We start from the raw sequence: 25,229 nt of genomic DNA, 5'->3' as shown, positions 1-25,229 counted from the left end.
ACTAATACGACCTATAAGAGCCGAACCCCCGGGCGCCCGAGCAACGCCAAGTCTCCTAACAGCCGACCATGATTGTCTCGCTTTGTCTCCTGTCACTGATCGCCGCCTCACCGGTCGCGCAAGACCCGCCCCGCTACACCTACTCCGCCGAACTGAACGAGGAGCAGAGCGCCTGGGTGGAGAAGACGCTCGCCAGCATTCATACCTCAGGACGGGCTAAGGGATTGCTTTCACCTACCACTGGCTACGTCCTGAGGCTTTGCACGACTCGACCGCGATGAAGCCTCGGGACGCGGGCAGTGAAGGACGGAATGACTGTGCCGCCCCATCCCGAGGCAGGGCGGCACGGGCGGTCCACGTGCTGTGTCGGGCTTTTCTTGATGCGCGGTCGAGGGCCTAGGCCAAGTTCGGGGGTCGGAGACTCGCTTAAAGGTGAATGCTACTCTCTCCAAACGCCACTTTGAACAGTCACGTTAGTACTGATAGTCTGAGAATCGGTATCCGTGCGACCAGGAGAGACGTAGATGAGGACGTTTTCATCGCCCAGGTGTTTCCTAAGCGTAACGAGACGTTCGTCTACTTCCTCCAGAATCCAGCCGTCCTCTGGAGTCAGCGTCCGTTGAAGCTCCTCGACTGTGCCATCCATCGATAGCGGTATGTCGCAGGCGCCTCCCTCATATCCCCACACTTCGCCGTAGCGATTCGTTTCGCCGACGGAATGCCATTCGAATCCTGCCATATTAAGGATCGGCACAGAAACAACCTCCGTGGCCAATGGGGACAGTGAGTTATTGTCCGGAGAACATGCTAGAAGGAAGGACGCCACAAGTAAGCAGTACAGAAGACAGCACCGTTTCATGAGGGCTATAGGATTGATGATACCTTTACAATGAGATCGCTTCGGAGAGGGCAACGGCGAGGTGCGAGGTGCGAGGGAATGCTGATTCGTGCGGTGACCTTAGCGACCGCCGACGGCTCTGAACTCCTTTCCAGCGAAAACGATCATATCACTACCTCCGAGGATTACCATCGTTCCCGGTGGAAGCACAACGTCGAGACTAATGAATACCTCATAAGGGGCCCGAAACGACCAGACCCTGACTTCGTAGCCCTGCTCAAGAGCTGCGATAGCTGACTCTATGGGCCTCGTAGTTCTTTGCGACAACTCTGACTTCAATTTAGCTGACATCGCAGGCTTTGAGATTCGGATTCGATGAATTATCCCTGGCTTTGATGAGGCAGTTGTCATGTATCCATGACGACGGGCACGCCGACTCTCTCGCGGAATCACGACGATGCTTGGTTCCCCATCGCTAAACTTGATGAACACTGCATTCCTCTCCTCACTGAATGCAGCCATCATTATTGCTTTATGCAGCAGCTTCTCCTCTTGGGGCCGCCTGTCGTTCAGTCCGATTGTCGCGATCGCGGCGATCCCGACTGCTACGACGATGCAGATGTACTTCAGCCTTCTTCGTCTTTGCATACGGCTATTCATCGGTGAGCTTTTCCCGGCGATCATTGTAAGTATACGCCGGAATCGTGGACCCTATGACGCGCGGCGCAAGCTGAAGCGTGCGGCTACATCACATGGTGCAATACACGACCCCCTCCTAACCTCCCCCGACCACCACAGTCTGCAGCTCGCAATCACCCCTCGGGTCTGGGGAGGGATTCGCACAGACAGCCCCTTCGGGCATGACCGTGGCACACGTGCGCAACGGTCGTCCTTCGACGGAGCTCAGGATGACGGGCCCAGGAACCGATGTGACGTTACTATGTTCGCGTCCCCAGCAAACACCTGCTTCTCGAACAACAAAAGCCCGGCTCCGTCACGGCTGGATCGTCCAGTTCGCCCGGTCGATTGACGCCGTCCACGGAAAGCTCACATTCGGGCCCGCCGCCTTGAAACTTATCTTCGCCATCATCTGCAGAGCATTCGGAGTGATGAAACGCCCCGGGTTGTCGGAGATCAGCACGTGAACGATCGAGTCGTCGGTCGCCGCGACACGAAAGTCCACCTCTTCCCAGGCTCCCGCAACGTGATTGAACAGCTCGATTCTCTGGGTGAGGTTTGAAATCGAAACACGGCTCTCGACCAGGAAGCCGAGTTCGGCCGGCGTATCGGTCGTGGCCGTCCCATCAAGGATGATCTGCACGGGCGCTTCAGTATTCGAAAGCGTAATCCACGGCCGAACGACGATGGAGTTGTCGTCGCTATCGAACAGGTCCGGCAGGCCGCCCGACAGGAGCCGACCGCGCAGCAGCCAAAAGGACTCGGGCATGATCGGCGGCTCCGGCTCGATCCGCATGTAGTAGACGTCCTGCTCGCCGTTGAACGTCGCGGAGTACGCCAACCCGGACCCGGTGTCGTCCGAAACCATGTCGTAATAGTCGCCGATCTTGTTCTGGTTCGGCCATCCGATATGACTGTTCCAAGCAGGCGTCATCGCTACGTTCTTCGACCACGTTCGCCCGCCGTCGAGAGAGTAGGAGTAGAAGGTTTCGGAGATATTGCTCAGTCCGCTGTTGCGCGTATCGTTCCAGATGGCGTCGATGCGTCCGTTCGGCGCCACCGACATCGTGCCGAACCACTGCCATGCGTTCGTGCCGACGGGATCGTCGTTGACGCGAACCGGCGCGCTCCAGCTCAGCCCTCCGTCTTCGCTACGAGCGAAGAAAACGTCCAGCGGGTCGCCCCCAGGCGGATTGATAGACGAGAGCAGGTAAACGTTGCCGCTCGTCGGGCCGTTCGAGTTGTCGGCCGCTACCCACACTTGGCCCAACAGCCCGCCGGGGTTGGGGCCGCCGTGGGACGCGAAAGACCCCCCAAGGGGCACGGTGACCGTGAAATCGAAACTCGGCGTCGCCGCCCCGAACTTTGCGTCTGTCGACTTCGAAACGTAGATGGTGCTACTCCGCTGGCCGGAGACGTAAAGGTCGCCGGCCGGGTCTACCGTCAACGTCCCCCACACCTGTCGACGCGGCTGAATCTCCATCGGGTCCATCCAGTTGAATCCCCCGTCGATCGAGCGCGAGAACTGATTGGGAAAGAAGTTGTTGCCAGCGGTGCTCCAAGCGGCATACAAGCGGCCGTGTCCGACGCTCCCCGTCTTGTCGACCGTGAACCAAGCTTTGTCTCCACCGAAACTGAAGTGCGGGCCGGTCCAGGTCACACCCCCGTCGGGGGAGATATAAGTGTCGCAGTGCCAGTCGTTGCCGACGACGAACAGGCTGTTGTAGTAGATGTTGCCTTCGGTGTCGGAATCCAGCACTGGGTCGCTGTGAAACACGCCTGGATCCAAAACGCCCGGGAACGTCCAGGTCGCACCGGCGTTGTGGCTGTAGCCCCAACCTGCCTGACGGAAGTTTGAAGCGACGTTGTCGAACTGCCGCCAGCCGATTACGATGGCGTCCGGATTCGCCGGACTGATGCCGATGGACGGCTCGTTGGCCGCGTCGCCCAAGATGTTGTTTCCGAACTGGTCCACGTTCACCTGCTGGCTGATGAAGCCGTTGATGGTGAACATCATTCCGGGGGACGTGGCAAAGAGCGGCGGGCTCATGTACGGGTCGCCGTAGGTCTCAAGGCGGGGCGGCTCGCCCTGAAAACGCCCTTGGCCGCGCGCGGCCTGCTCCCCGTTTGCGAATCCGGCGGCGAGGTGAACACTCAAAAGCGCGGCAATAACCATTGTGCTGTCCATTCTACATCAGCCCGAACGCGAATCACGCCCCGCAGAGCTGTCGAAAGACCGATTCGCACGGGCAACCCCGGTAAGATTGCCGGGCTCGGCGTGGGACGTGCATACAGTATCCACGAAGCAAGGGAAGCCACGAGCATTCTTTAGCAGCCGTGCGAACGCAGTGGACTAAGAGTCCACAGGCCGGGATGCGGACTGGAGAGTCCGCGCTCCGAATTTCGTCGCATGTGATAATTGGATTCTCGTGAATAGCCGAGTTCCAGAAGTGCCGTTGCTGAAAGATGCGTTCCAATGCGCGGTAGACGCGGCTTCGCCGGGCGATTGCATGGCTCCTCATTTGCGCGAGTTGCCAGCCGACGATGCGCTGGTCTTGGGTGCCGGAAAGGCGGCTGCGTCGATGGCGATGGCGTTCAACGAGCAAGCGCAGGCCGCTTTGCGCGGTCTCGTTGTGACGCGGTACGGGCACGGATTGCGAGAGGGAGAGAGCGCAGGGGAGATCGAGGTGGTCGAGGCGGGGCACCCCTTGCCAGACGAAGCTGGCGTCGAGGCTGGTCGTCGGATGTTGGAGCTTGCTCGGTCTGTTCGTTCCGATGAAACTTTGTGGTTCTTGGCCTCGGGGGGCGGGTCTGCGCTGTGCGTTGCCCCTTTGGCGGGTGTGAGTTTGGAACAGAAGCGGAGCGCGACCGACTTCCTGATGCGCAGCGGCGCGGACATCCGTGAGATCAACACCGTTCGGCGGCACCTTTCGGCGATCAAGGGCGGGCGGCTCGCGCAGGTCGCGCACCCGGCGCGTGTCGTGACTCTGGCCATCTCCGACGTGCCAGACGACAACCTGTGCGACATCGCATCCGGGCCGACAGTCCCCGACCCGACGACCCAGCGCGAGGCGGTGGAGGTCTTGGAGCGGTACGGATACCCGTCGCTTGATGAGTTGTTAGGCGTGCTTTCTGATCCGGTGAACGAATCGCCCAAACCGGGGGATGCCGGCTTTTCACAGGACATCGCAAAGATCGTCGCATCGTCGAAGACCGCGATGGATGCGGCGGAGACTTTCTTGACGGAGCAGGGCTACGAAGTACAGCGTTTGGGAGACAACCTTGCGGCAGATGCGCGAGAGCTGGGCCGCGAGCACGCGCTTCTCGCGAAGAATTTCATTACATCGGGGTCGAAAGTCGCGTTGCTCTCCGGCGGCGAAACGACCGTAGTGGTCCGGCACTCTGGTGGCCGCGGAGGGCGCAACCTCGAGTATCTGGCTTCCCTGGCGCTGGAGCTTGAGGGGCAGGATGGAGTGTTCGCAATCGCTGCGGACACGGACGGGATCGACGGCAGCTCGGACGCGGCGGGCGCGTTCATCGATCCGGATCTTCCGGACTTGGCAAAGGCCGCAGGCGTCGATCTTCAGTCATGCTTGGAGCAGAACGACACGCACAGCTTCTTCAAGGCCTGCGACCTGCTCGTCAAGACCGGCCCGACCAGGACGAACGTGAACGACTTCCGCTTGGTGGTCATCAATACATAAATCTGGCCGCACGGGACGGTGCGGCACGAGGAGATCGTGTGGCATGGTTGCCCCGATGGCAGTGCGGGGCAGCCATGGAGCGTGTGCCGCGGTCAGGCCCGGAGGGTTTGTCAGCGTTGCAGTTTGCAGTTGGCAATTGGCAGGGTCGAGAGTCGAGGGTCGAGAGTCAGTCCCGAGTCTCAAGTCCTGAGTCCCGAACTCCCGAACCCCCGAACTCCCGAACCCCAAACTCTCGATCTTCCGAACCCTCAAACCTCCAGTCAGCAAAAACCCGGTAGGGCCTCGCGAATCAGAAGGGAGCCGACAAACGTATTATCTAGTACATGAAGGGCCGTCACACTCTTCGCGTTCAGACTCAGGCACAACCTGACGTCCAGCCGATCGTATCCGAGTACGAGTTCCTGGTCGAACAGATGCGGCAGGGCGTCTGGCGCCTGGATGCCACGGGCCTGATCATCGAAGTGAACAGGCACATGGCGCGGTGGCTAGGAGGAAAGCCGACGGACATCGTCGGACGAAACGTCGCCGATTTCCTCGCGCACGACGTGGACATGATCCGCGACGAGATGTTCGAGACGGAGTTCAGGACCATCGACGGAATCAGCCGCGTCGGCGTCGTCTCCAGCCGCGCGCTGCGGCACGAGGGCGGCATGCTCCTGGGCGCGTTGCAGGTCGTGACGGACGTCACCTCAAACCGTGCGATGCAGTCGCGCCTCGTCAGCGAGATCCAAAAGATGGCACGCCTGGCAGGCGAAGATCCGCTCACCGGTCTTCCGAACCGACGCGCTTTCGACCTCGTCTTGCAAGACAGCGTTGCGTCAGCGGCGCGCGAGCCGTTTGGTCTGCTGATGCTCGACCTGAACGACTTCAAGCCGATCAACGACCAGTACGGACATCAAGTCGGCGACGTCGCGCTCACGACGTTTGCCAAGAAACTTGAATACCTTCTTCGCGACACGGACTTCGTCGCCAGGATCGGTGGCGACGAGTTCGCGATCATCTTCAGCAACGCCGAGAAGCCAGCGTGCGAGCAGGCGGTGATTAGACTCGATGAAGGACTGCGATTCGACTTCGAGCACCTAGGCGGAAAAACTGCGATGTCGTGCGCTATCGGAATGGCTCACAGCTCGGACGGAGCGGAGATGATCGTCGAGCGCGCCGACGCCGAGATGTACTCGCGCAAGCGCAAGCTCGGCGTCTGACCCGACCGGGCCGGCCGACCTCCGTCATAATCTGTATCGATGAGCCGCACGTTCGACCAGCAGATCAAAGCGAACAAGAGGCTGAGCCTCTTCTACTGCTTTCTGGTCATCGTCGTGCTTGCCGGCCTCGGCGGCGCAGTACTGCTTTACTACTCGCCCGAGAACTGGCTGATCGGCATGGCGGGCGCTGCCGTACTCGGTCTCATCGTCGCGATCGTCGCCTGGACGTCCGGTTCTGACATCGTGCTGAAACTGGCAAAGGCGCGAACGGCCACCGCGCTCGAACTGCAAGTGGTCGAGAACGTCACCGAGGAGATGGCGATCGCCGCGGGCATCCCTCCTCCGAAGGTGTACATCATCGACGACCCATCGCCGAACGCCTTCGCCACAGGCCGCAGGCCAGAACGGGCTTACGTCGTCGTCACCACGGGGCTGATCGAAATCCTCAACCGCGAAGAGCTGCAGGGCGTGGTCGCGCACGAGGTCGCGCACATCCGCAACAACGACATCAAGCTGATGACGACGCTCGCGATCGTCGCAGGTTTGGTGCCGTTGATCTCGCACATGTTCCTTCGTTCGATGTGGTACGGCGGGGGACGTCGCAGCCGCGACTCGGGCGGCGGCGTCCTCATGATCATCGGCATCGCGTTGGCGATCCTTGCTCCGCTGTTCGCCATGCTGCTCAAACTTGCGGTCAGTCGCAAGCGCGAGTTCATGGCCGACGCGACCGCCGTCGAACTGACTAGAAACCCGGACGGTCTAGTCAGCGCTCTGACGAAACTTTCAAAGCCCAAGACGAAGTTGAAAGTCGCCACTCGCGCGACCGAGCACATGTACATCATCAATCCGCTCAAGCCGCTCCAGCGGAGGCGCAGCTGGTTCAGCACCCACCCGACGCTCGAAGCACGGGTCATCGCACTGAAGGGCATGGCCGGTCTGTCGTACGAGCGGCAGCAGGCTATGGAAGCAGCGGCCGCACAACAGGAATCAGCGGACTAAGAGGCAAGTGCCACGGGCGTCCTGGCCGTGAACTATAAACGACGGCTCTAGTCGTCCCACCAGCTCTCGCCTTTGAGGCGGTCAGGATACTTCGCGACCATCGACTTGATCCACTCGCGAGACTTCTTCGCCTGCCAGCGGACACTGTGGTCTGGGTCGGCGGCGAGGACGTCAAGCGCAGAGTTCGCAGATGGATCCCCTATCCTGCCGAGCGCATACGCAGCCGCGACGCGGATCGTACGCGACGGGCTCTTCAAATACGGCAGCAGTTTTTTTAGGGCTTTAGGATTCTGGTGGTTGCCGATCGCTAGAAGAACCGTAGACTTTCCGTCAGGACTCGCACCTTCGAGCCTTCGCAAGAGGGCAGGCAGCACGCGCGAATCCTTGATCTTGATCGCGTGCTGCATCGCGCCGTTCGCCAGAGCCCTTTCATCTTCCGCCATGAGCGCGAGCAGCGACGCAAGGGCTGGCTTGCCTTTCGACGCGAGCTGGCTCAATAGCTCGACCTGCTGCTTGCCTTCGGCTCCCCTTGCCTGTTCGGCGAGGCGATCAATAGTCGCTTCCTCTTGCGCCATCGCGCACGCGGTGAGCGATAACGCAAGCACTGCTCCGACGAACATTCTCATGACAGCATTATATGCGAGCTCTCTTAGGCAAGGCACTCGGCTGAGCTTACTGGGGCGAACAAACTTGACTGTGATGCGCTGTTTACTGCCACGGGCGTCCAGTGCCCACGGGCGTCTTAGTGGCACGGGCGTCCCGCCCGTGGTAGCACGGCCATCTTGGCCGTGACCCATAAGCGCCGAACCTGGGGCAAGATGCCCCAGCCACTCACGGGCTGGAAGCCCGTGCTACGAAGCTGCGGCCTCGGGCTCGGTAAGATCAGTCCTGTGCGATCAGTTTGGGCCGTTCTGGTTTCCTTTTTGGCGTCTCTCTGTGTGGCGCAGAAGCCGAACGTCGTCGTGATTCTCGCCGACGACCTCGGCTACGGCGACATCCGCGCTTACAACGCGGCGAGCAAAATCCCGACGCCGAACCTCGACCGCCTCGCGGAAGAGGGGCTGCGATTCACCGACGCGCACTCGCCCTCGGCAGTGTGCACGCCGACGCGCTACGGGCTGCTGACCGGGCGGTACGCGTGGCGAACGCGGCTGAAGAGCTGGGTGCTGAACGGGTCCAGCCGCTCTCTGATCGATCCGGGTACGCCGACGATCGCCAGCCGCCTTCAGGCCGCTGGTTATCGCACGGCGGTCGTCGGCAAGTGGCACCTCGGCCTCGGCACGACCCAGCCCGCCGACTACTCTGCGCGGTTCGACCAAGGTCCACACACGGTCGGATTCGATGAATCTTACATAATCCCCGCGTCGCTCGACATGCCGCCTTACGGATACGTCGTCGACGGACTGATGCAAGAGCAGCCGACCGCCGAAACGCCCGGCGACACGATGCGCCGCAACGGCGGCGGGGGATTCTGGCGCAAAGGCGCGATGTCGCCTTCGTTCGACTTTTATCGGGTGCTGCCGAACGTCGCGGATCAAGCGGTCGAGCTCATCGAGCGGCAAGGTGACGATCCTTTCTTCTTATACATGCCTCTGCCCGCGCCGCACACGCCTTGGATGCCGATCGAGCGGTTTCGCGGCAAGAGCGGCGCCGGTTGGTACGGAGATTTCGTCGTCCAAGTCGACTACACGGTCGGACAAGTCGTGCAGGCTTTGCGCTCTGCGGGGAAACTCGACGACACGCTGCTGATCTTTACGAGCGACAACGGCGCGCACTGGCTTCCGCGCGATATTGAACAGTTCGGCCACCGCGCGAACGCGGATTGGCGCGGGCAGAAGGCGGACATCCACGAAGCCGGTCACCGCATCCCGTTCATCATGCGCTGGCCAGGTCGAATCGAAGAGGGCGGACGGTTCGACGGGCTCGTCGGACTGAACGACCTGTATGCGACGATCGCCGAGGCAGTCGGGCTGCAGCTGTCGGACGAAGAAGCGCCGGACAGCCGTTCCTTCCTGCGCGCCGCGATGGGCGAGACGGGCGCGCGCATCCGCAGACAGCTCGTGCACCACAGCGCAGACGGAATGTTCGCGCTACGAGTCGGGCATTGGAAGTACATCGAAGGCCTCGGCTCAGGAGGATTCACTCAACCCGCGCGCATCGAGCCAAAGCCCGGCGGACCACAGGGCCAGCTTTACGATCTAGCGACCGATCCCGGCGAGACGAACAACCTCTGGCTAGAGCGGCCCGAGTTGCTTGAGAGCATGGCCCGGCTTCTGAATTCGATCAAGAAAAATGAGTCACCGCACACCATTGACCCTCGACCCTCAAAGAAGGCAAACGGCGCGATAGCCCGTGAGCCACCGAGCCCCGCCCTGAATCTCTCGTGAAAAAGATGATAAGTCGTGGCAAGTTACGCATGCAGACAGCGATACTAAAGCGAGAGTCAGATGCCAGACACGCACGGAATTAACGGCCACGAAAAGATCTGGATAGAACGCGCCTACGACAACATGGTGCGGGCGTTCGGGAAACAGTCGATCGGATTCCACCGCATGGCGTTCTTCCTGATCGTCGTTTTCTTGGGCGCACAAGTTGCGATTATCCTGATCAATCCGCTGTGGTTGCAGGATTACTACTACACCCCTATGCTCTGGGTGGCGGGCTTGCTCTCGTATTTGATCGTAGCGCCGTTCCTGCGGTATTCGAAACTGCCGATGTTCGCCTGGTACACGAAAGTGCGGGAACGCGACGACGTGCACTTGGAGCACTGGGCGCAACACCTGATCGTTGTCCTCACCTTCATCGCGCTCGTGATCGAAGTTTACGGGATCGTCACAGGCAACTTCACGATATCGGAAGAAACGCGCGACCTAGTCAACGACTACATCGCGCTCTACTGGTTTTTCGGTTTGCTCGCCGGCGTTCTGGCCGGCCTCATCATCGACCTGAAGTCGCTGCCTGAACTGATCAAGCTTTGCCTGGTGACATGGATCGCCGTGCTCGCTCACATCTGCTGGTGGATCACGACGTAATTGCGTCCGCCGTGGAGGACGCAAAGACACAGATGTAACGACCGCTGGCTCCGGCATCACGTCCCACATCTCGCCGGTCTGCCAGTTCCCGACGAACCCTCGACTGACGTACAATTGCATTCCGTCGAATTCGGTCATCCCGTAGTCATAGTCTGTGTTTCCGCACCAGAAAGGCGATTCCGCGTGAATCTCGACATGAAGGCAGTCTTCAATGATCCTCTCCACCTCCAGGGCCTTAAAGTCAATTCGATAGACGTGCCCACTCGAGCCTCTTCGCCCTTCGACTTTGAAATAGAAGAACTCGGACTCGGTACGACCAGGCACGAAAATCCTCGTATTCGAGAATACGCTAGGGTCATCGAGCTCAACGTCTTTGTAGACGATCTTCCCGAAAGGCCTGTCTTCAAACTCAAGATGCGCGTACTTCTCGTGAAACCAAGCAAGCTCAGGAAGCTCTCGCTTGGCGTACTCGTGGCCGGTCGGTGGGACGAGACTGGGGTAATCGATCGTTCGCGGCGCGGTAGCGGTCCGCTTGTGATTTGCGAGGTCGTACCGTATTCTCTGTGGAGATGACCCGTCACCCTCGTCCCACTCCAATACGTTGCGGCTGACCCAGCGCACGTTCGAGCACTCCACCGTCGTCTTCGTCAAGCGATCCACCTTGCCCGGCCCGCGCCAGAGGTAAACGTCATAGTAGCTCCTCGTCTTGCCGGGCAGGTAGACGCGCGCGGTGAACGCCGCCTGCGGGATCTCCTGGCTCTGACAAATCACTGAAAAAAGAATCGCTGTCAGCACGCTATCCGCCTCTCTCCGGTCTCAGCGAGACCGCGCCGACGAGCGATGGCTTCTCCATCACGTTCCAGACCTCCCCGGTCTGCCAGTTCCCAACGTACCCCTTCTCTTTCCAATACGGCACTCCGTCCAATTCGACCAACTGCATGCTGTTGGTGCTCCGGCACCAGAACGGCGTGCTCGGATGGAACTCGATCATTGCCGAGCTCTCGATGATCTGTTCGACCTCCATCGCGTCAAAGTCAAGGCGCCAGACACCCGCCCGTGAACTTGAGGGCTCGTTAAACGATACGTCGTGCAGGAAGAACTCACTTCCACTTCTCCCAATTACAAACCGCGCGTCCTCTTGGAACGACTTCCCAATTTCCAACCGTATGCCCTTGTACTCCAACTCTGTAAAGCGGCTCGGGTAATCGTCGCTAGGGGTACCGACCCACTTCAGCTTCGATCCGACATCTTCCGATACGTATGCAATCTTCAGTGGATCGAATCCACTTGGCGCACTGACGATGTGATCTGTGCGCGTCTCCGACAGGTAGTGGCTGGGCTCCATCATCTCCTTCTGCAACTCAGCGACCTTGAACGTCCTCAGATCGAGCTGCATCGTATACATCGTCCGGCTGCCCGACCAATACCCTTCAAACTCGATCCACTGTAGCGTGTTCCGGTCGATCCAACGCACTCCGTAGCATTCCCGGCCAGACCTATACAGCCGTTCCGCGCCCAACTCCGGCCCGCGCCAGAGGTATAGGTCGTGAGAGCTCTTCGCATTGCCCGGCAGAAAGACGCGCGCGGTGAACGCCGCCTGCGGGATCGGCGTGCCGATCATCGACACGGAGAGGACGAGTGCCCCTATCATCTTCTTGTTTATTCTGACGAACGCTGGGAATGAGCGCAACGGTAACATTCGCGCGATGTCAACTCGCCGCGCTGATCGTTTGGGGCGGGTGGGACGACCACGAGCCGGGGCAAGTCCCCGGGCACTTCGCTGACATCTTGAAAAAAGAGAGCTTCGACGTCCAGGTCTCCGACATGCACTACGCTCTTCTGCGCCGGCTTCAGGCTGCTGCGGGCTCTCTTCCATTGCGGCGGGCAATTGGATTCCAGAACTCATGGAGGGTCGTCCTCCTGGACGACCCTGGATTTGGAAGTGATTGTGATCCGATTCTTCTACCCCCTCCCTAACCCTCCCCCAGTGGTGGAGGGGACATCGCAGCCTGCCTTCGGGTCGACCGTGGCACCCGATAACTACGCCTGTGCCAAGAACTGATTCAACGGCAGCGCGGCCTTGTAGTGATCCAAGATGAACTTCGGCAGGTCTTCGCGCTTCGCCTCTTCCGGGTCGTACTCCGCCCAACAGTAGAACTGCTTGTTGAACAGAAGCGGCTGCGACGCGGCGGCCTCCTTGAACTCCTGCGGCAACACTTTGTTTTTCTCGCCCTCGATCTCTCCGAAAAGCCTCTTGAACTTCGCTCCCTTCAAGATCTTCTCCATCTCGCCACCGCGCGACATGATCAAACGCCGCACAGCGAGCAGCTTTTCCTTGTCAGGGGAATGCAGCCCGCTCGCGATCCCGAGCCGTCGGCCAGATATCTCGAAGTACACGCCGATCGAGTCCAGAGCCTTCCGGCCTCCAGGACAGATTACGGCTCCCATGTGCGCTTTATACGGCGTCTTGTCCTTCGAAAACCGCGTGTCGCGATGTATGCGGAAGATCGCATCCTTAGGCTCGATATCCACCGCCGGATCGACTGATGCGACCTCGCTGATCACCTCACGGACCAGCGCTTCAAAAGGCGCCTTCACCTCGCTCTCGAACCGGGTCTTCCGGGCCTTGAACCACTCGCGGTCGTTGTTCAGCTCCAACTCCCGCAAAAAGTCAAGAAACTCGTCTGCTACGTGCGCCATCGTCAAAACACCTGCTCGGAGTCAATCAAATTACCACAGTACAGGTTCAAACAGGCCCAGAACGAAACCGGATGCGTCCGTGCCGTGCCAAAATACAGGCGTTACGCAACAGGCGCGGTCATGGCATCGGTTCTCCGGTAGTCGGCCCCCCTCGAGAACCGAGGGCTGAAGGCGAAACGAGAACACGGCCCGACAACAAAGGCCGAAAAGAGAAAAACATGGCAAAGTCGCTTTTTGTAGGCAATCTATCGTATTCGACCACCGAGTCGACGTTACAGGACGCATTCAGCAAGTTCGGATCCTCCTCCGTGCGGATCATTGAGGGACGAGGTTTCGGCTTCGTCGACGTGGACGACGATCAGGTCGAGGCCGCTATCGAGGGAATGAACGAGCAGGAGCTCGACGGTCGAAAGATCTTTGTGAACGAGGCACGGCCGCGTGAAGACCGCGGCGGCGGCGGCGGGGGCGGGGGCGGCGGCGGTCGCGACCGGGGCGGCCGCTGGTAGGACGACCGAACAGTATTAAGACATTTCGACCGGACGGCACCAAGCCTCCGGTCGATCTCATGTCCGGCCCGGGCGAGCCGCGTCGCCACTTTGGTAAAGTCTCGAACTGTATGCGTCGCACCATCATCCTTCTGTCCATCTTGCTCTTGCAGACTGCAATAGCTTCGGCTCAGGACAAACGGTGGATGCTCCACGTGGGACCGGTGTTCGGCCAGAGCTGGCTTGGGAGCGAAGACAAGCGGCGCGGCGCCTACTACGGATTGCAGTACGCCAAGATCGATCCACGCTTGTTCGCAATGGGTCACGAAGGCGAACTGGTGATCGAGGCGTACTACATGTACACGATCGGAGGAGGGTTTCGATCAGGAAGGTTTCCCAAGAACAACTCGCACCACTACGGTGTATCGGGGTTTGCCAGATACTGGAATCGCGCGCCGACACAGTTCAAGACGTTCTTCGAAATTGGCTGGGGATTGCAGTACGTCAACACGAGGACCCACGACCTGGGCGGGCTGTTCAACACGACCCCTACCCTTGGCGTAGGCATGAAGGGTCCGTTCGAAGGGTATGAGCTGATTCTAGGGATTCGGTACATACACGTGTCGAACGGAGGCGCGGTCGGAAACAACGAGGGGCACAATTTCTTCCACTTCTACGTCGGCGTTCAGTTCTGAGGCTGGTGGTTTGCGGGAGCAGGGCCAGGGTCGCCGTGGGTCAGATAGGACATATACGACTTATCTGACCTATCTAACCCACGCCCGAACCTCCGAACCGATCCCAGTGTGCCACGGTCAGGCCCGGTACGGTTTGTCCGTGATGCACCGCAAAGTCAGCATCCACACCGTCATCCTGAGCGGATCGAAGGAGCACGGTGTGGATGCGCCGCTGAGTCACATACTGACAGGCGCGACTATCCTTCGTCGTATTTCCGCTTCAGACTCGCCACCACCGCAGGGTCGGCGAGCGTCGTCGTGTCGCCCAGAGCCCGCCCCTCCGCCACATCGCGCAACAACCGGCGCATGATCTTGCCGCTGCGCGTCTTAGGCACGTCCGCCGTGAAGATGATGTCGTCTGGGCGCGCGATCGGGCCGATCTTCTTGCCGACGTGCTTCTTCAACTCCGCAGCGAGTTCGTCGGACGGTTCAAAGCCAGACCGCACGATCACGAACGCGGCGATCGCCTGTCCCTTGATCTCGTCGGCGCGACCGATAACAGCTGACTCAGCCACAGCCGGGTGGTCGACAAGGGCCGACTCGACCTCCATTGTCGAAATATTGTGCCCCGCGACGAGCATCACGTCGTCCACTCGGCCGAGCAGCCAGAAGCAGCCGTCCGAGTCCAGCTTCGCCCCGTCGCCAGCGAAGTACGCATCGCTGAACTTCGACCAGTACACCTCCTTGTACCGCTCCACGTCGCCGTAGATGCCGCGGAGCATCGAAGGCCAAGGCCGCTTCAGAACCAGCAGACCGCCGACATCTCCGTCCGCCGCCTTGTGCGTCACGTCCTCGCCCTCCTCGGTGTAGATCGCAGCGTGAACGCCAGGGAAAGGTCGCGTCGCGGAGCCGGGCTTGGTCGTCTGCAACCCAGGCAGAGGCGTGATCATGATCGCACCGGTCTCGGTCTGCCACCACGTATCGACTATTGGACAGCGCGAGCCGCCGATGACCTCGCGGTACCACATCCACGCCTCGGGGTTGATCGGCTCGCCGACTGTGCCGAGAAGACGCAAGGAAGACAGGTCGCAACCGTCGGGGTACTCCCTTCCCCACTTCATGAACGCGCGGATTGCGGTCGGGGCGGTGTAGATGATGTTGACCTTGTGCTTCTCGACGATCTTCCAAAAGCGGTTTTTTTCCGGCGCGTCGGGGGCGCCCTCGTACATCACCTGCTGGGCGCAGTTCGACATCGGGCCGTAGACGATGTAACTGTGCCCGGTGACCCAGCCGCAGTCGGCAGTGCACCAGAACACGTCCTCGTCCTTCAGGTCAAAGACGAGCTTCGTCGTCGCGGTGACGCCGGTCATGTAGCCGCCGGTGGTGTGCATGATGCCCTTCGGCTTGCCGGTCGAGCCGCTCGTATAGAGAATGTAGAGCAGGTCTTCGCTGTCCATCGGCTCGCAGGGGCAGTCGTCGCTCTGCGCGTCCACAACGTCGTGCCACCAGACGTCGCGCCCTTCGACCATCGTGCCGCGGTCGTACTCGGGGGCTTTCATACCGTTGGTCTCCGTCCCCGGCGCGCCCACCCTTTCGTAGACCAGGATCTTCTCGATAGAAGGGCACCCCATCTCCATCGCTTCGTCCACGACCTTCTTGAGCGGCACGATCTTCCCGCGCCGCCAGGAGCCGTCGGCGGTCACGACCGCCTTGCAGGTCGCGTCGTTGATTCGGTCATAAAGCGACTCCGCGCTGAACCCGCCGAAAACCACGGAGTGAGGAGCCCCGATTCGTGCGCACGCGAGCATCGTCAGAGCCAACTCCGGCCCCATCGGCATATAAACGCACACTCTGTCCCCCTTCTCGACCCCCAGAGACTTCAGCGCGTTCGCCAGCTTCGAGACCTCTCGCTTCATGTCGGCGTAGGTGAAGACCCGCACGTCTCCCGGCTCACCCTCGCCGATTAAAGCCGTCCGAGAACCCCGCCCCGCTTCGACGTGCCTGTCGATGCAGTTGTAGCAGGCGTTGAGCTTCCCGCCCACGAACCACTTGGCGAACGGCTTCTGCCAGTCGCAAACGGTGTGCCACGGCTCGAACCAGTCGAGCTTCCTCGCCCACGACTCCCACCAGCCCTGCCAGTCTTCGTCGGCCTGGCCGTATATCGCGGGGTCGGCGGCGTTGGCTTGCGCCTTGAACTCCTCGCTCGGCTCGAATCGCCGCGTCTCGTGCAACAAGGTTTCGATGGTCTCAGACATACCGGCCTTCCAGGGAATCAGCCTGATTGTAGCCCAATGCGCTTTGAACCCAAGTTCCTCTTGAAGCGCTGGAGACTGAGCCGGCCTTGTTGTGAATCGCTCAGTACTAGTCGCACCGTCTGTTACTATGAGTGGATTTCCGCCTCAGCTCCTGCATCGGTATCGTGACGCCAAACCTTGATGGCGCCATGCAGTTCTATCGCGACCACATGGGCATGACCCTCGGCAGTCTTGAGGAAGGCTTGGTGTTAGAAGCCGGACCGATGCGGATGTACCTCGATCCAGGACCGATCAGCAAGACGATATTTGAAATCCTCACGCTTGATCTAGCTGCATCCAAGGCCAAGCTCAGGTTCTACGGCTACGAAGTCATCGATTGGATGGGGCCCGGAAAGACGAACCTCGTCCGAGACCCGTTCGGGCTTGAGTTCAACGTGTACGAGCAAAAGGAGGCAAGCTGGGTTGAGATCGTGCCGGATGAGCATGGGTACTTCCGACCGATGATCGGAGCAGCGGCGTCGAACGTACAGCAGATTGCTGAGTTCTACAGCATGGTGCTGCAAGCGCCAGCAAATCGCCTCAGCGACGGCTCCCTCCTCATCTCTGGAGGATCGGTCGGCATGCGCGTTTTCGACTCAGAGCACGACTTCCCTGCCGTTTGGCTTTCGCACGTCGCGCCAGTTGAACAGATGATCGAGGGCGGGGCGGCCTTCCTCGACTCCCAGCACCAACTGTTGAGAGACCCGATCGGCGTATGCTGGAGCATCGAGCCGAGGTCGGAATCGACGAAGGCCGCCGTTCATCCAATATAATAGGTCGCATGGTGCTGACCGTCGATTTCGATGGCTTTGCTGCGGCTACTAAGAGCTTGACCGGAGCAAATCAGGCGTTCGTATCTCCGATGGGCAATGGGTGTTCGCTCACCTCTGCGGGAACCGAAAAGGGACTGATCGTACGTTCGACCACCCCGCTTTCTATGGCTGACGCAATCACTCAACTAAAGACCGCCGGTATCGCCGTCGAACGCGGCGCGTGGTCGGAGGGCTCGACGGATGCCCAGCAAGACTTGTGGGTCGCGGCTGTGGCGTACAAGAGCGGCGAGGACTCGCCAGGCCTCTGGGTCAGCACGTATCAGGAAAAACCGACGACGGGAGAAGTCCTGGCCGCGCTGTACGAAGAGTTTCGGGAGACCGGCGACGTCGGCGAGCTTCCGCTCGAGGAGTTCCTGAGGCTGGCCGAGCCGAACGTCGTTATCCTGAGCCCAGATCAGCTGTGGGAGTTCGCCGCAGGAAGAGAGGAAGACGCTGCAAACGAGCCGAAGTAGTGGCGGAGAGGGTGGGATTCGAACCCACGGAGGCCTTGCGACCTCACTGGTTTTCGAAACCAGCGCACTAGACCACTATGCGACCTCTCCGCAGAGAAGTAATTATGGCTTACGACGGGCAAAACCTAGAGGTCGATCACCGCTCCAGGATTTCAGCGGCCGTCCAGTAGAAATCGTCGAACGCGCCACTGTACTCGACAATGGCCTGGCCGTTTTCGTTCGTCAATCCGCCGTACTGGACTTCGAAGCGCGAATACTCGTTCAGCACATGCCCGTATTCGGTCAGCATCTCAATCGCCTTCGTTTTGAGGTCTGCGCGCTCGAGCAGCTCGCCGTACTGCCACATGAGAAGAATCGTCTTGACCGTAGCGGGCGGAACGAAACCGTCGAGCAAATGAGGTACGTCGAGCCGAAACTGCGAGTCGCGGCCGCTGGCGGGCTGTGCACCAAGAACGCGCCCAGAGTCGTCCGAGTACAGAAAGACCGCTCGGTCAAGAACCGCGCTGCCAGCAGAGAGATAAGCGGCGTCGCCGGATGCTTTGAACGCCTCTAGCATCGCGTCTGAGTAAGCTGCGAAATCGCCAAGGTAGCGATGAGATCGCGAAGCGCCCGATAGGCCGTGACGAACGGTGTTGGAGCCGACCCGAAACGTTTCCAGCGCCGTCAATTGCGCCATCGCCCTTGTCAAGAGTTCGTCGTTGCCCAACAGTCGGCAGGTCTCGATGCAGCGAGCGACCGTATAACCGACGGCATCGGCGTAATCGTGATCCGACGGCACGATCGCCGATTGTTCTCGGATGCTTCGCAGCTCGTCCATCAGTTCGTCGACATCTTCCAGACTCCAATCTGCCCCGGCAGGTCGACGAACCATCATCAGCGGATTCGCCCTCGAATTAAGCAGCAACTTCTCCGTCATCGACTTTCGCACGCTCCGTGAAAAAGAGAGGCGAAGCGTCGCCACCGGGAAGCTGTAGGCCAGACACCGACCGTTCGAGAGGACATCGGCGACTGAGGAGCCCGGCAGGCCGGACCCGCTCTCAAGCATTTGCAACGCCCATTCGACGCCAGCCAGCGCGACCTGCTCGGCAGTGCGATCTTGCGCAACCATCGAATACTGCGCAAGCGCTGCGCACATCTCTGTTGACTGCGCAAGCAACTTGTTAAAGTCAACTTGTCCGGCATCGCGGCGATCGCGCACGCGGAAGAACCCGCCGTCCAACCAGTCAACTTGGCCCGATTGCAGCAATTCTCGCACCAGCCGCTCGGCTGCGTTGCGCGCGCCCAATTTTAGGTACAGCCGCAAACGTGAAGCGGGCGGCGCCTCGAACCTGTGCTCCGCGGCGATCATCGACAGGTCGAAAGCGCGATCGCGGCTGCTCTCGGCCTCAACAAATCGCAGATCGACGGCCATCGCCGACTCTGCGTACTCACGGTATTTCGGGGTCTGCTGGCTCCCAGCGCGGCCGTACGCCGCCATCTCACGCCTTTGCCGCTCTCGTCTCTGCTGTTCTCGTCTTTGCTGCTCGTCCTCCTCTTCTTGAAGCTCACGAAGCTCGTCTTCGCTCACCGCGAGGGATTCTTCGACCAACCGTGCCCGCGCGTCCAGAACTCGGCCAAGGACTTCTCGAAACTCGTTCACGTCGAGCCGATCATCCCAAAGGATGAACCCGCCGTCAGGCAAAAGGAACCATAGGTGGAATCCGTCGTCGTTTGGGACTGTGGATCGAGTGAGTTGTAAGAGCGGGTAGGCCCACTCCGGATTCTGCATGGCGTCAACACGAACGCACACGAACTCACTGTTCAGCTTCGCGGCCATCTCCTGATTGCTGAAATGCCAGCTGTCGTACCTCCGCGCCGTACGGCTCCACGAGGTTCCGACTGCGATCATGATCGGACGATCTAGCCGTCGAGCCTCCGCTAGGAAGTCGTCCGCGAGGGTCAGCCATTCGACGCGGTGCCTCGATGCGTTCAACAGGTACTGTGCGCTCTCAGAAGCCAGCTCATTCTCTGCTGGCGGCGGGACGAGTGGCCGACCCCAATCGACAAGGACGTTGACGCCGACGACGATCACCAGCGTCATGGTAACCGCCCAATACGACCCGCGTGATCCCCACAGTGGCATATCTCTCACATTATGGCTTTGGTATCATCTGCCCATGCCGATCTCCTTGGAAGAAGTCAAGCACGTAGCTCGCTTGGCACGGTTGGAACTGAGCGACGGCGAGCTTGCTGAGTTCCAAGGCGAATTGAACGCGCTGCTCGGGCACTTTCAGGATATCGAAGACGTCGACGTCAGCGGCGTCGATCCGCGACCCCACGCCGTTGCCCTCACGAACGTCTGGGCTGAAGACGTGCCCGGCCAATGCCTGCCGAGGGATGAGGCGATGAGGAACGCGCCTTCGAGCAAGGCGGGCGTTTTCATCGTGCCAACCATCATCGAGGAGTAGTAATTGGTCAGCCAGTTGACCGCAGTGGAGTTGGCAGAGAAACTCCAGTCGAGAGAGATCTCAGTCCACGACGCGCTTGATGGCTCGCTTGAGCGAATTCGGAAGATCGACCCCGAGTACCGTGCGTTTCTGACGCTGTGCGAAGAGAGCGCCCGACAGGACGCCGACACGGCCCAAGCGCTGATCGATTCAGGCGACGGAAGCGCGCTCACCGGCGTTCCCCTGGCTGTCAAAGACAATATGAGCACAGCGGGAATCCCCACGACGTGCGCGTCGAAGATTCTGGAAGGGTACGTACCGCCTTTTGACGCCACCGTGATAGAGCGGGCAAGGTCTCATGGCATGGTGATCGTCGGCAAGACGAATCTCGACGAGTTCGCGATGGGAACCTCGACTGAGAACAGCGCGTTTCACCCCACGCACAACCCTTGGGATCCGGATCTGTCTCCCGGCGGAAGCTCGGGCGGATCGGCGGTTTCGGTCTCAGCAGAGATGACCCCGCTCTCCCTCGGCTCAGATACGGGCGGCTCGATCAGGCAGCCAGCCTCGCTGTGCGGAGTCGTTGGTTTCAAGCCCACGTACGGCCGCGTGTCTCGCTACGGGCTTGTAGCTTTCGCCTCGAGCCTAGACCAAATTGGCCCGTTCGGCCGAACGGTGGAAGACGCCGCGCTGTTGGCGTCAGTCATTTCTGGCCACGACCCTCGGGACAGCACTTCGCTGCCGGACTCGCAAATCTCAACCAAGGAGTTGAAAGACGGGTCGTTGAAAGGACTGAAATTCGCCCTGCCCAAGGAGTTTCTCGCCGACTCGATCGAGCCCGGGGTGCGTACGGCAGTCGAGCGCGCCGTCGAGTCGATGAGTCGCGAAGGCGCGTCGATCTCCGAGATCAGCCTGCCCTCGATCAAGCTCGGCGTCACGACGTACTACATCATCGCGCCCGCGGAGGCGAGCAGCAACCTAGCGCGGTACGACGGCGTCCGGTACGGGCCGAGGATCGCGGCGGGCAGCGATCACGTTGATATGTTTATGGCGACCAGAGGGGGGCTGTTCGGCCACGAGGTGAAACTGCGGATCATGGTCGGAACGTATGCTCTATCGGCAGGCTACTACGACGCGTACTATCACAAGGCGCAGCAGATTCGCGGATTGATGTCGGCCGAGTTTGAGCAGGCGTTCAAAGAGTACGACTGTATCATCGGCCCGACCAGCCCGTGCGTGGCGTTTCCGATGGGTGACGCGGGACTCGATCACATGTCGCTCAAGCTGATGGACTACTGCACAATTCCGGCGAACATGGGAGGTTTCCCGAGCATTTCGCTGCCGTGCGGGCTGTCCGATGGGTTGCCCGTCGGACTGCTGCTCACAGGACCTGTCAACGACGACGAACGGCTGTTGCAGACGGCGTACGCGGTGGAGCGATGCCTACCCGGCACCGGCAAACGGCCGCCGATGCCCTGATTCGCCATGAACGACATCAAGCAAAGAGACAAAGAGCTATTCCTGAAGGAGCTGTTCTCCTTCGGACGCCTCTTTCTCGTCGGCTCGCTTCTGTTCCTTGTCATCATCAATCAAACGAGGGGACCCTGGCTGCTCCTCCTCCTTGCAGTCGCCGGCGTATGCGCTATGACTGCCTACACTCGCAGCGTCGAAAAGCGTTTCAAGAACAGGCGCTTCCTGCTGCTCTGGGCTGCGTGCAAGGATCGCCTGAAACGGTTCAACAAAGCGTTCTCCGACAGCACCAAGGACGGCGTCGTCGAACTACAGGAGCTGCCCAAGACGATAGTCGACGTAGGCTCGAATCTGTACGTCGCCCTAAGGAGAGCCGACATCATCATCGACGAAGTTTCCGCCAGCGAAGGCTGGCTAGTCCCTCCCAAGGGGCAGGCGGGACCGATCAGCCCCGATCAGAGAACGCAGGAGCTGTACCTGCTCGCTGACAAGAACATCGCCGAGTACCGCCAAAACTACCAAGGCGTTATTACCCGCGTTGAGCGAACGGAAGCGCAGGCGGCGGTGTTCACGACGACGCTCGATACGCTCAGGATGCGAATGCTCGGCCACCGGCTTTCGACCAGTTCGCCAGAGCTTGACCACGGCGACTTCCTCCAGGCAATGGCCGAAGCCCGACTGCAGCTCGACTCCATCGACAAGGCGCTCGAAGAGCTGGACGAGACTCCGTACCCGAAGTTCGATGGGATTGATTCGGTGGCCGTGCCGACAGTCGAGCAACCCCCGACTGCCGACGAGACCACCGACCCCGGCTCCCCGCCGCCGATCCCCGACGATGCCAAAAGACAGATCAAAGAAGAGAGGAACGACTGAGTGATCGTCAGGTGTCCCGCGAAGGTCAATCTGTTTCTCTCGGTCGGCCAGCGCGATGAGACCGGCTACCACCCGATCCGTACCGTCTTCCAGGCTGTCGGGCTGTTCGACGAACTGACCGTCAACGAGTCTGAGTCCGACTCGTTCGACTGCGACTGGCCCGACATTCCGGCCGAGAACACGGTGACTGCGGCGCTGCGGCTGCTTCAAAGAGAGATCGCGATCCCCCCTCTCGGTATTTCGCTTGTAAAGCGCATCCCGCGCCAGGCAGGTCTGGGCGGCGGAAGTTCTGATGCTGCAGGCCTGATTCGAGCCGTTCGCAAGCTGATTCCCGACCAACTCACCGATACCGCCGCGCAGAGAATTGCCTTGGCTGTCGGCGCTGACGTACCGTTCTTCTTGATGGGCGGCAGGGCGACAGCGTGCGGTTACGGCGAGAAGCTCGAGGCGCAGCCGGATGACGCTTCAAAGTGGTTCCTCATCGTGATGCCGTCAACTCGAGTCGATACCTCGGAAGCCTATACGAGGCTCGACGCGTTGAATCCGTCGCTGAAGACGTTCCCCGCGGCGGGAGGCCTGCACAACGACTTCGAAGCTGTCGCTCCCTTCGAGTGCGCTCAACTATCGGACAGACTCCGCGTTCACGGCGCCGAGGACGCGCTGCTATGTGGATCAGGCTCCGCCGTGTTCGGGATGTTCGACTCCGCAAGCACCGCCGGCGCTGCCCAAGCCAAGATGCAGGAAGAGGGCGTCGGCGACTCATGGCTCGCGCCTGCGCTGACCCGCGAGGAGAGCCTGTGGATATCGTGATCCTTGCCGGAGGGCGCTGCGACGACGAATTGCGCAAAGCATCGGGCGCCGACACGCGCGCCGAGATCGAGATCGACGGCACTCGCCTCGTGGATACCGTGCTGAGCGCGACCAGCCCGCTCGGCGAACCGATCCTCGTCGGCGGTCCTAGCGGCATTACAGCTCGCCAAGTCGAAGCTGGCGCAAACTTCTGCGACAGCCTGTCGAACGGCTTAAGCCAGGTAAAGACCGAGCACTTCCTGCTGGTGACGGTCGATCTGCCGTGCCTGACGACCGAGTCGCTGAACGACTTCGTAGACAGATGCGACAGATCAGCTGGATTGAACTACCCGATCGTGCCGATGCAGGACTGCGAGGCGAGGTTCCCCGGCATGCGCCGCACGACGCTCAAACTTCGAGAAGGGGAGTTCACCGGAGGAAACGTCGCCTTGATGGAGAAGGAGATGATGGCGCGAGCGCTCCCAGTAATGGAACGGGCTTATGAAGTGCGCAAGAAACCCCTTCTGCTGGCTCAGACGATCGGTCTCGGTGTGCTCGGCAGGGTGATGCTCGGGCAGGTTTGGCCAAGAACCCTGCGCCTGGCGGCTCTGGAAAGGGCAGTCGGGAAGTTCCTTGGCGTTCCAGTACGCGGGGTCATCAGCCGCTACGCCGAGCTTGGCGCCGACTTGGACAAGGCGGAGCAGTACGAGCAGTTCGCTCGACTTCAGAAAACGTAAGAATTGCCGACAATCAGGATGTGGCAATCTCGAATCACCGCAGCAACCCAGGCGACCCGGCGCTGGCAGAGCGGTTTCTGAACGGCCTCGACTACGTCGTCGACGCATCGGCTTGGCTGAACGGCGATACCATCTTCGCCCACGTGACGGTCACGGAGGACGCAGCGATTAGCGATAAAGACCTTCAGCAGGCATGCTTGACCAAGGTCGGGCTGATCAATACGCCGAAGGTGATTCAAGTTGATCGACGAGCAAGGCCAGCTGCCTAGCTCTTTGCTTTGGGCTCTGTCTTCCTTTTCATCCCACTCTCAAACTTCCCAGCGCTCTTGCCGCTTTTTGCGGCCTTCGCCTGCGATCCGGCCTCACCGGTCGCTGCGACCATTCCAGCGGTCAGGTCCACCTTCGTGATGCTCTGAACGTTTCTGCTAGGGCAGTGATTGCAGATGAACGTTACGCCGACATCTGACAGCCAGGTCGGGACTGTCGGTAACTCTTTGCCGCAAACGCATTTAACCATTACAAATCTCCGTGGGTCTCTTGGTGGTGACGCTCAGCTTGCTGGTGCGTTAGCCACCCGTTGACGAACATGACGGCGGCGCTACCGAAGTAGATCCAGACGAGGCCGCTCTCACGAATCTGCCCCGGATCACGGATCGTCGCCTCACCGGCAACCAGCGCGAAAAGCCCTAGCGATGCCAGGATGCCAGCCAACCAGAAGAAGGTGTTTTTCCACCAAACAGGTGCTTGGGTCGGTTTATCCTTCTTCACGAAGGTAGAAGATACCCCGCCGGCTAGGCTCGGATGTCGAGGACCTGTCCCTTAGTCTCAATCAGATCTAGCAGCTTGGATGCTTGAGCCTTCTGCGAATCCAGGGCCTTTTTGAGAACATTGATCTGGTAGGCCGTCCTGGCCGAGTCCGTCTGCGGGGTGTTCTGGAGACTTGATACTGCCTGAGTCGATCCGCTGATTCGCATGCCATTCATGGTATCGGCAGATTCCGTCGATCCTGGAGTGGCGACCCTGACGCTTCAATTCTGAGTACA

At 60.2% G+C, this 25,229-nt stretch carries 27 protein-coding genes, 1 tRNA gene and 1 pseudogene; 17 read left to right on the top strand and 12 right to left on the bottom strand.

What is annotated here, in order from left to right; all coding sequences use genetic code 11:
- Positions 1 to 439 precede the first annotated feature (439 nt).
- The 3 genes from IH944_07945 to IH944_07935 form a co-directional block, all read right to left on the bottom strand.
- Entirely contained in the window at positions 440 to 754 is a 315-nt protein-coding gene (locus tag IH944_07945) for a hypothetical protein (protein ID MCH7904483.1), read from the bottom strand.
- A 204-nt stretch (positions 755 to 958) separates the two neighbouring features.
- Entirely contained in the window at positions 959 to 1,486 is a 528-nt protein-coding gene (locus tag IH944_07940; GenBank protein ID MCH7904482.1) for a hypothetical protein, read from the bottom strand.
- 346 nt (positions 1,487 to 1,832) lie between these two features.
- Entirely contained in the window at positions 1,833 to 3,692 is a 1,860-nt protein-coding gene (locus IH944_07935) for a hypothetical protein (protein MCH7904481.1), read from the bottom strand.
- Positions 3,693 to 3,996: 304 nt separating this feature from the next.
- On the opposite strand from IH944_07935, the pseudogene IH944_07930 reads away from it, so the two are divergent.
- The 3 genes and pseudogenes from IH944_07930 (at position 3,997) to IH944_07920 (ending at position 7,421) form a co-directional block, all read left to right on the top strand.
- Positions 3,997 to 5,220 (top strand): annotated as a pseudogene (locus IH944_07930) (glycerate kinase).
- A 323-nt stretch (positions 5,221 to 5,543) separates the two neighbouring features.
- A complete protein-coding gene (locus IH944_07925; GenBank protein ID MCH7904480.1) occupies positions 5,544 to 6,422 on the top strand; it encodes a sensor domain-containing diguanylate cyclase in 879 nt (292 codons plus the stop codon).
- 39 nt (positions 6,423 to 6,461) lie between these two features.
- The gene (locus tag IH944_07920; GenBank protein ID MCH7904479.1) at positions 6,462 to 7,421 is read left to right on the top strand and encodes a M48 family metallopeptidase; all 960 of its coding nucleotides are present in this window, start codon (positions 6,462 to 6,464) and stop codon (positions 7,419 to 7,421) included.
- A gap of 47 nt (positions 7,422 to 7,468) precedes the next feature.
- Here the strand turns inward: IH944_07920 and IH944_07915 are convergent, their stop codons facing one another.
- Positions 7,469 to 8,047: a HEAT repeat domain-containing protein gene (locus IH944_07915; protein ID MCH7904478.1), complete on the bottom strand. Its 579-nt coding sequence runs from the start codon at positions 8,045 to 8,047 to the stop codon at positions 7,469 to 7,471.
- Positions 8,048 to 8,239: 192 nt separating this feature from the next.
- Between IH944_07915 and IH944_07910 the strand changes: the two genes are divergently transcribed.
- The 3 genes from IH944_07910 to IH944_07900 all read left to right on the top strand — a co-directional run bounded on the left by IH944_07910 (position 8,240) and on the right by IH944_07900 (position 11,026).
- Complete coding sequence (locus IH944_07910) at positions 8,240 to 9,808, top strand: arylsulfatase (protein ID MCH7904477.1); 1,569 nt, start codon at positions 8,240 to 8,242, stop codon at positions 9,806 to 9,808.
- Between the two features lie 60 nt (positions 9,809 to 9,868).
- A complete protein-coding gene (locus IH944_07905; protein MCH7904476.1) occupies positions 9,869 to 10,453 on the top strand; it encodes a hypothetical protein in 585 nt (194 codons plus the stop codon).
- Between the two features lie 195 nt (positions 10,454 to 10,648).
- Complete coding sequence (locus IH944_07900) at positions 10,649 to 11,026, top strand: hypothetical protein (protein MCH7904475.1); 378 nt, start codon at positions 10,649 to 10,651, stop codon at positions 11,024 to 11,026.
- Between the two features lie 223 nt (positions 11,027 to 11,249).
- On the opposite strand, the gene IH944_07895 is transcribed toward IH944_07900, so the two are convergent.
- Positions 11,250 to 12,104: a hypothetical protein gene (locus IH944_07895; GenBank protein ID MCH7904474.1), complete on the bottom strand. Its 855-nt coding sequence runs from the start codon at positions 12,102 to 12,104 to the stop codon at positions 11,250 to 11,252.
- 29 nt (positions 12,105 to 12,133) lie between these two features.
- Between IH944_07895 and IH944_07890 the strand changes: the two genes are divergently transcribed.
- Positions 12,134 to 12,430 (top strand): hypothetical protein, encoded by a 297-nt coding sequence (locus tag IH944_07890; protein ID MCH7904473.1) that lies wholly within the window; start codon positions 12,134 to 12,136, stop codon positions 12,428 to 12,430.
- A gap of 63 nt (positions 12,431 to 12,493) precedes the next feature.
- Here IH944_07890 and IH944_07885 read toward each other — a convergent pair whose 3' ends face one another.
- Complete coding sequence (locus IH944_07885) at positions 12,494 to 13,153, bottom strand: DUF2461 domain-containing protein (protein MCH7904472.1); 660 nt, start codon at positions 13,151 to 13,153, stop codon at positions 12,494 to 12,496.
- A 218-nt stretch (positions 13,154 to 13,371) separates the two neighbouring features.
- On the opposite strand from IH944_07885, the gene IH944_07880 reads away from it, so the two are divergent.
- Positions 13,372 to 13,659, top strand: a complete 288-nt coding sequence (locus IH944_07880) for an RNA-binding protein (GenBank protein ID MCH7904471.1) — start codon at positions 13,372 to 13,374, stop codon at positions 13,657 to 13,659.
- Between the two features lie 110 nt (positions 13,660 to 13,769).
- Positions 13,770 to 14,333 (top strand): acyloxyacyl hydrolase, encoded by a 564-nt coding sequence (locus tag IH944_07875; protein ID MCH7904470.1) that lies wholly within the window; start codon positions 13,770 to 13,772, stop codon positions 14,331 to 14,333.
- A 236-nt stretch (positions 14,334 to 14,569) separates the two neighbouring features.
- Here the strand turns inward: IH944_07875 and acs are convergent, their stop codons facing one another.
- Positions 14,570 to 16,567 (bottom strand): acetate--CoA ligase, encoded by a 1,998-nt coding sequence (gene acs, locus IH944_07870; GenBank protein ID MCH7904469.1) that lies wholly within the window; start codon positions 16,565 to 16,567, stop codon positions 14,570 to 14,572.
- Between the two features lie 131 nt (positions 16,568 to 16,698).
- On the opposite strand from acs, the gene IH944_07865 reads away from it, so the two are divergent.
- Together IH944_07865 and IH944_07860 are read left to right on the top strand one after the other, a co-directional pair.
- Positions 16,699 to 17,379, top strand: coding sequence for a hypothetical protein (locus IH944_07865; protein ID MCH7904468.1), 681 nt, complete (start codon positions 16,699 to 16,701; stop codon positions 17,377 to 17,379).
- A gap of 8 nt (positions 17,380 to 17,387) precedes the next feature.
- Positions 17,388 to 17,891 carry a hypothetical protein gene (locus tag IH944_07860; GenBank protein ID MCH7904467.1) on the top strand — a complete coding sequence of 168 codons (504 nt, stop codon included), beginning with the start codon at positions 17,388 to 17,390 and terminating at the stop codon, positions 17,889 to 17,891.
- Here the strand turns inward: IH944_07860 and IH944_07855 are convergent.
- Both IH944_07855 and IH944_07850 read right to left on the bottom strand, forming a co-directional pair.
- Positions 17,892 to 17,981 (bottom strand) — tRNA-Ser (locus IH944_07855).
- A 46-nt stretch (positions 17,982 to 18,027) separates the two neighbouring features.
- Positions 18,028 to 20,013, bottom strand: a complete 1,986-nt coding sequence (locus tag IH944_07850) for a DUF255 domain-containing protein (protein MCH7904466.1) — start codon at positions 20,011 to 20,013, stop codon at positions 18,028 to 18,030.
- 34 nt (positions 20,014 to 20,047) lie between these two features.
- Here IH944_07850 and gatC point away from each other — a divergent pair, with 34 nt between their 5' ends.
- The 6 genes from gatC to IH944_07820 are packed head-to-tail and all read left to right on the top strand — an operon-like array spanning position 20,048 to position 24,455.
- The gene (gene gatC, locus IH944_07845; GenBank protein ID MCH7904465.1) at positions 20,048 to 20,338 is read left to right on the top strand and encodes an Asp-tRNA(Asn)/Glu-tRNA(Gln) amidotransferase subunit GatC; all 291 of its coding nucleotides are present in this window, start codon (positions 20,048 to 20,050) and stop codon (positions 20,336 to 20,338) included.
- Positions 20,339 to 20,341: 3 nt separating this feature from the next.
- Positions 20,342 to 21,796, top strand: a complete 1,455-nt coding sequence (gene gatA / locus IH944_07840; GenBank protein MCH7904464.1) for an Asp-tRNA(Asn)/Glu-tRNA(Gln) amidotransferase subunit GatA — start codon at positions 20,342 to 20,344, stop codon at positions 21,794 to 21,796.
- A 6-nt stretch (positions 21,797 to 21,802) separates the two neighbouring features.
- Complete coding sequence (locus IH944_07835; GenBank protein MCH7904463.1) at positions 21,803 to 22,660, top strand: hypothetical protein; 858 nt, start codon at positions 21,803 to 21,805, stop codon at positions 22,658 to 22,660.
- Positions 22,661 to 23,470, top strand: a complete 810-nt coding sequence (gene ispE / locus IH944_07830) for a 4-(cytidine 5'-diphospho)-2-C-methyl-D-erythritol kinase (protein ID MCH7904462.1) — start codon at positions 22,661 to 22,663, stop codon at positions 23,468 to 23,470.
- A complete protein-coding gene (locus IH944_07825; GenBank protein ID MCH7904461.1) occupies positions 23,458 to 24,186 on the top strand; it encodes an NTP transferase domain-containing protein in 729 nt (242 codons plus the stop codon). Before ispE ends, IH944_07825 begins: the two co-directional genes overlap by 13 nt.
- Before the next feature lie 20 nt (positions 24,187 to 24,206).
- On the top strand, positions 24,207 to 24,455 hold the full coding sequence (locus IH944_07820; protein MCH7904460.1) for a hypothetical protein: 249 nt from the start codon (positions 24,207 to 24,209) through the stop codon (positions 24,453 to 24,455).
- Here IH944_07820 and IH944_07815 read toward each other — a convergent pair.
- Genes IH944_07815 through IH944_07805 form a run of 3 tightly spaced genes read right to left on the bottom strand, consistent with a single transcriptional unit; the run spans position 24,452 to position 25,160 of the window.
- Positions 24,452 to 24,703, bottom strand: a complete 252-nt coding sequence (locus tag IH944_07815) for a hypothetical protein (protein ID MCH7904459.1) — start codon at positions 24,701 to 24,703, stop codon at positions 24,452 to 24,454. The two genes, IH944_07820 and IH944_07815, sit on opposite strands and share 4 nt — an antisense overlap.
- Positions 24,703 to 24,954 carry a hypothetical protein gene (locus IH944_07810; GenBank protein MCH7904458.1) on the bottom strand — a complete coding sequence of 84 codons (252 nt, stop codon included), beginning with the start codon at positions 24,952 to 24,954 and terminating at the stop codon, positions 24,703 to 24,705. The genes IH944_07815 and IH944_07810 overlap by 1 nt, the downstream gene beginning before the upstream one ends.
- Before the next feature lie 23 nt (positions 24,955 to 24,977).
- Entirely contained in the window at positions 24,978 to 25,160 is a 183-nt protein-coding gene (locus IH944_07805) for a putative motility protein (protein MCH7904457.1), read from the bottom strand.
- Between the last annotated feature and the right edge of the window lie 69 nt (positions 25,161 to 25,229).

This window comes from Armatimonadota bacterium (assembly GCA_022563855.1).
Classification (GTDB): Bacteria; Armatimonadota; Fimbriimonadia; order Fimbriimonadales; family Fimbriimonadaceae; genus JADFMN01.
This window is presented reverse-complemented; position numbering and strand designations above follow the sequence as displayed.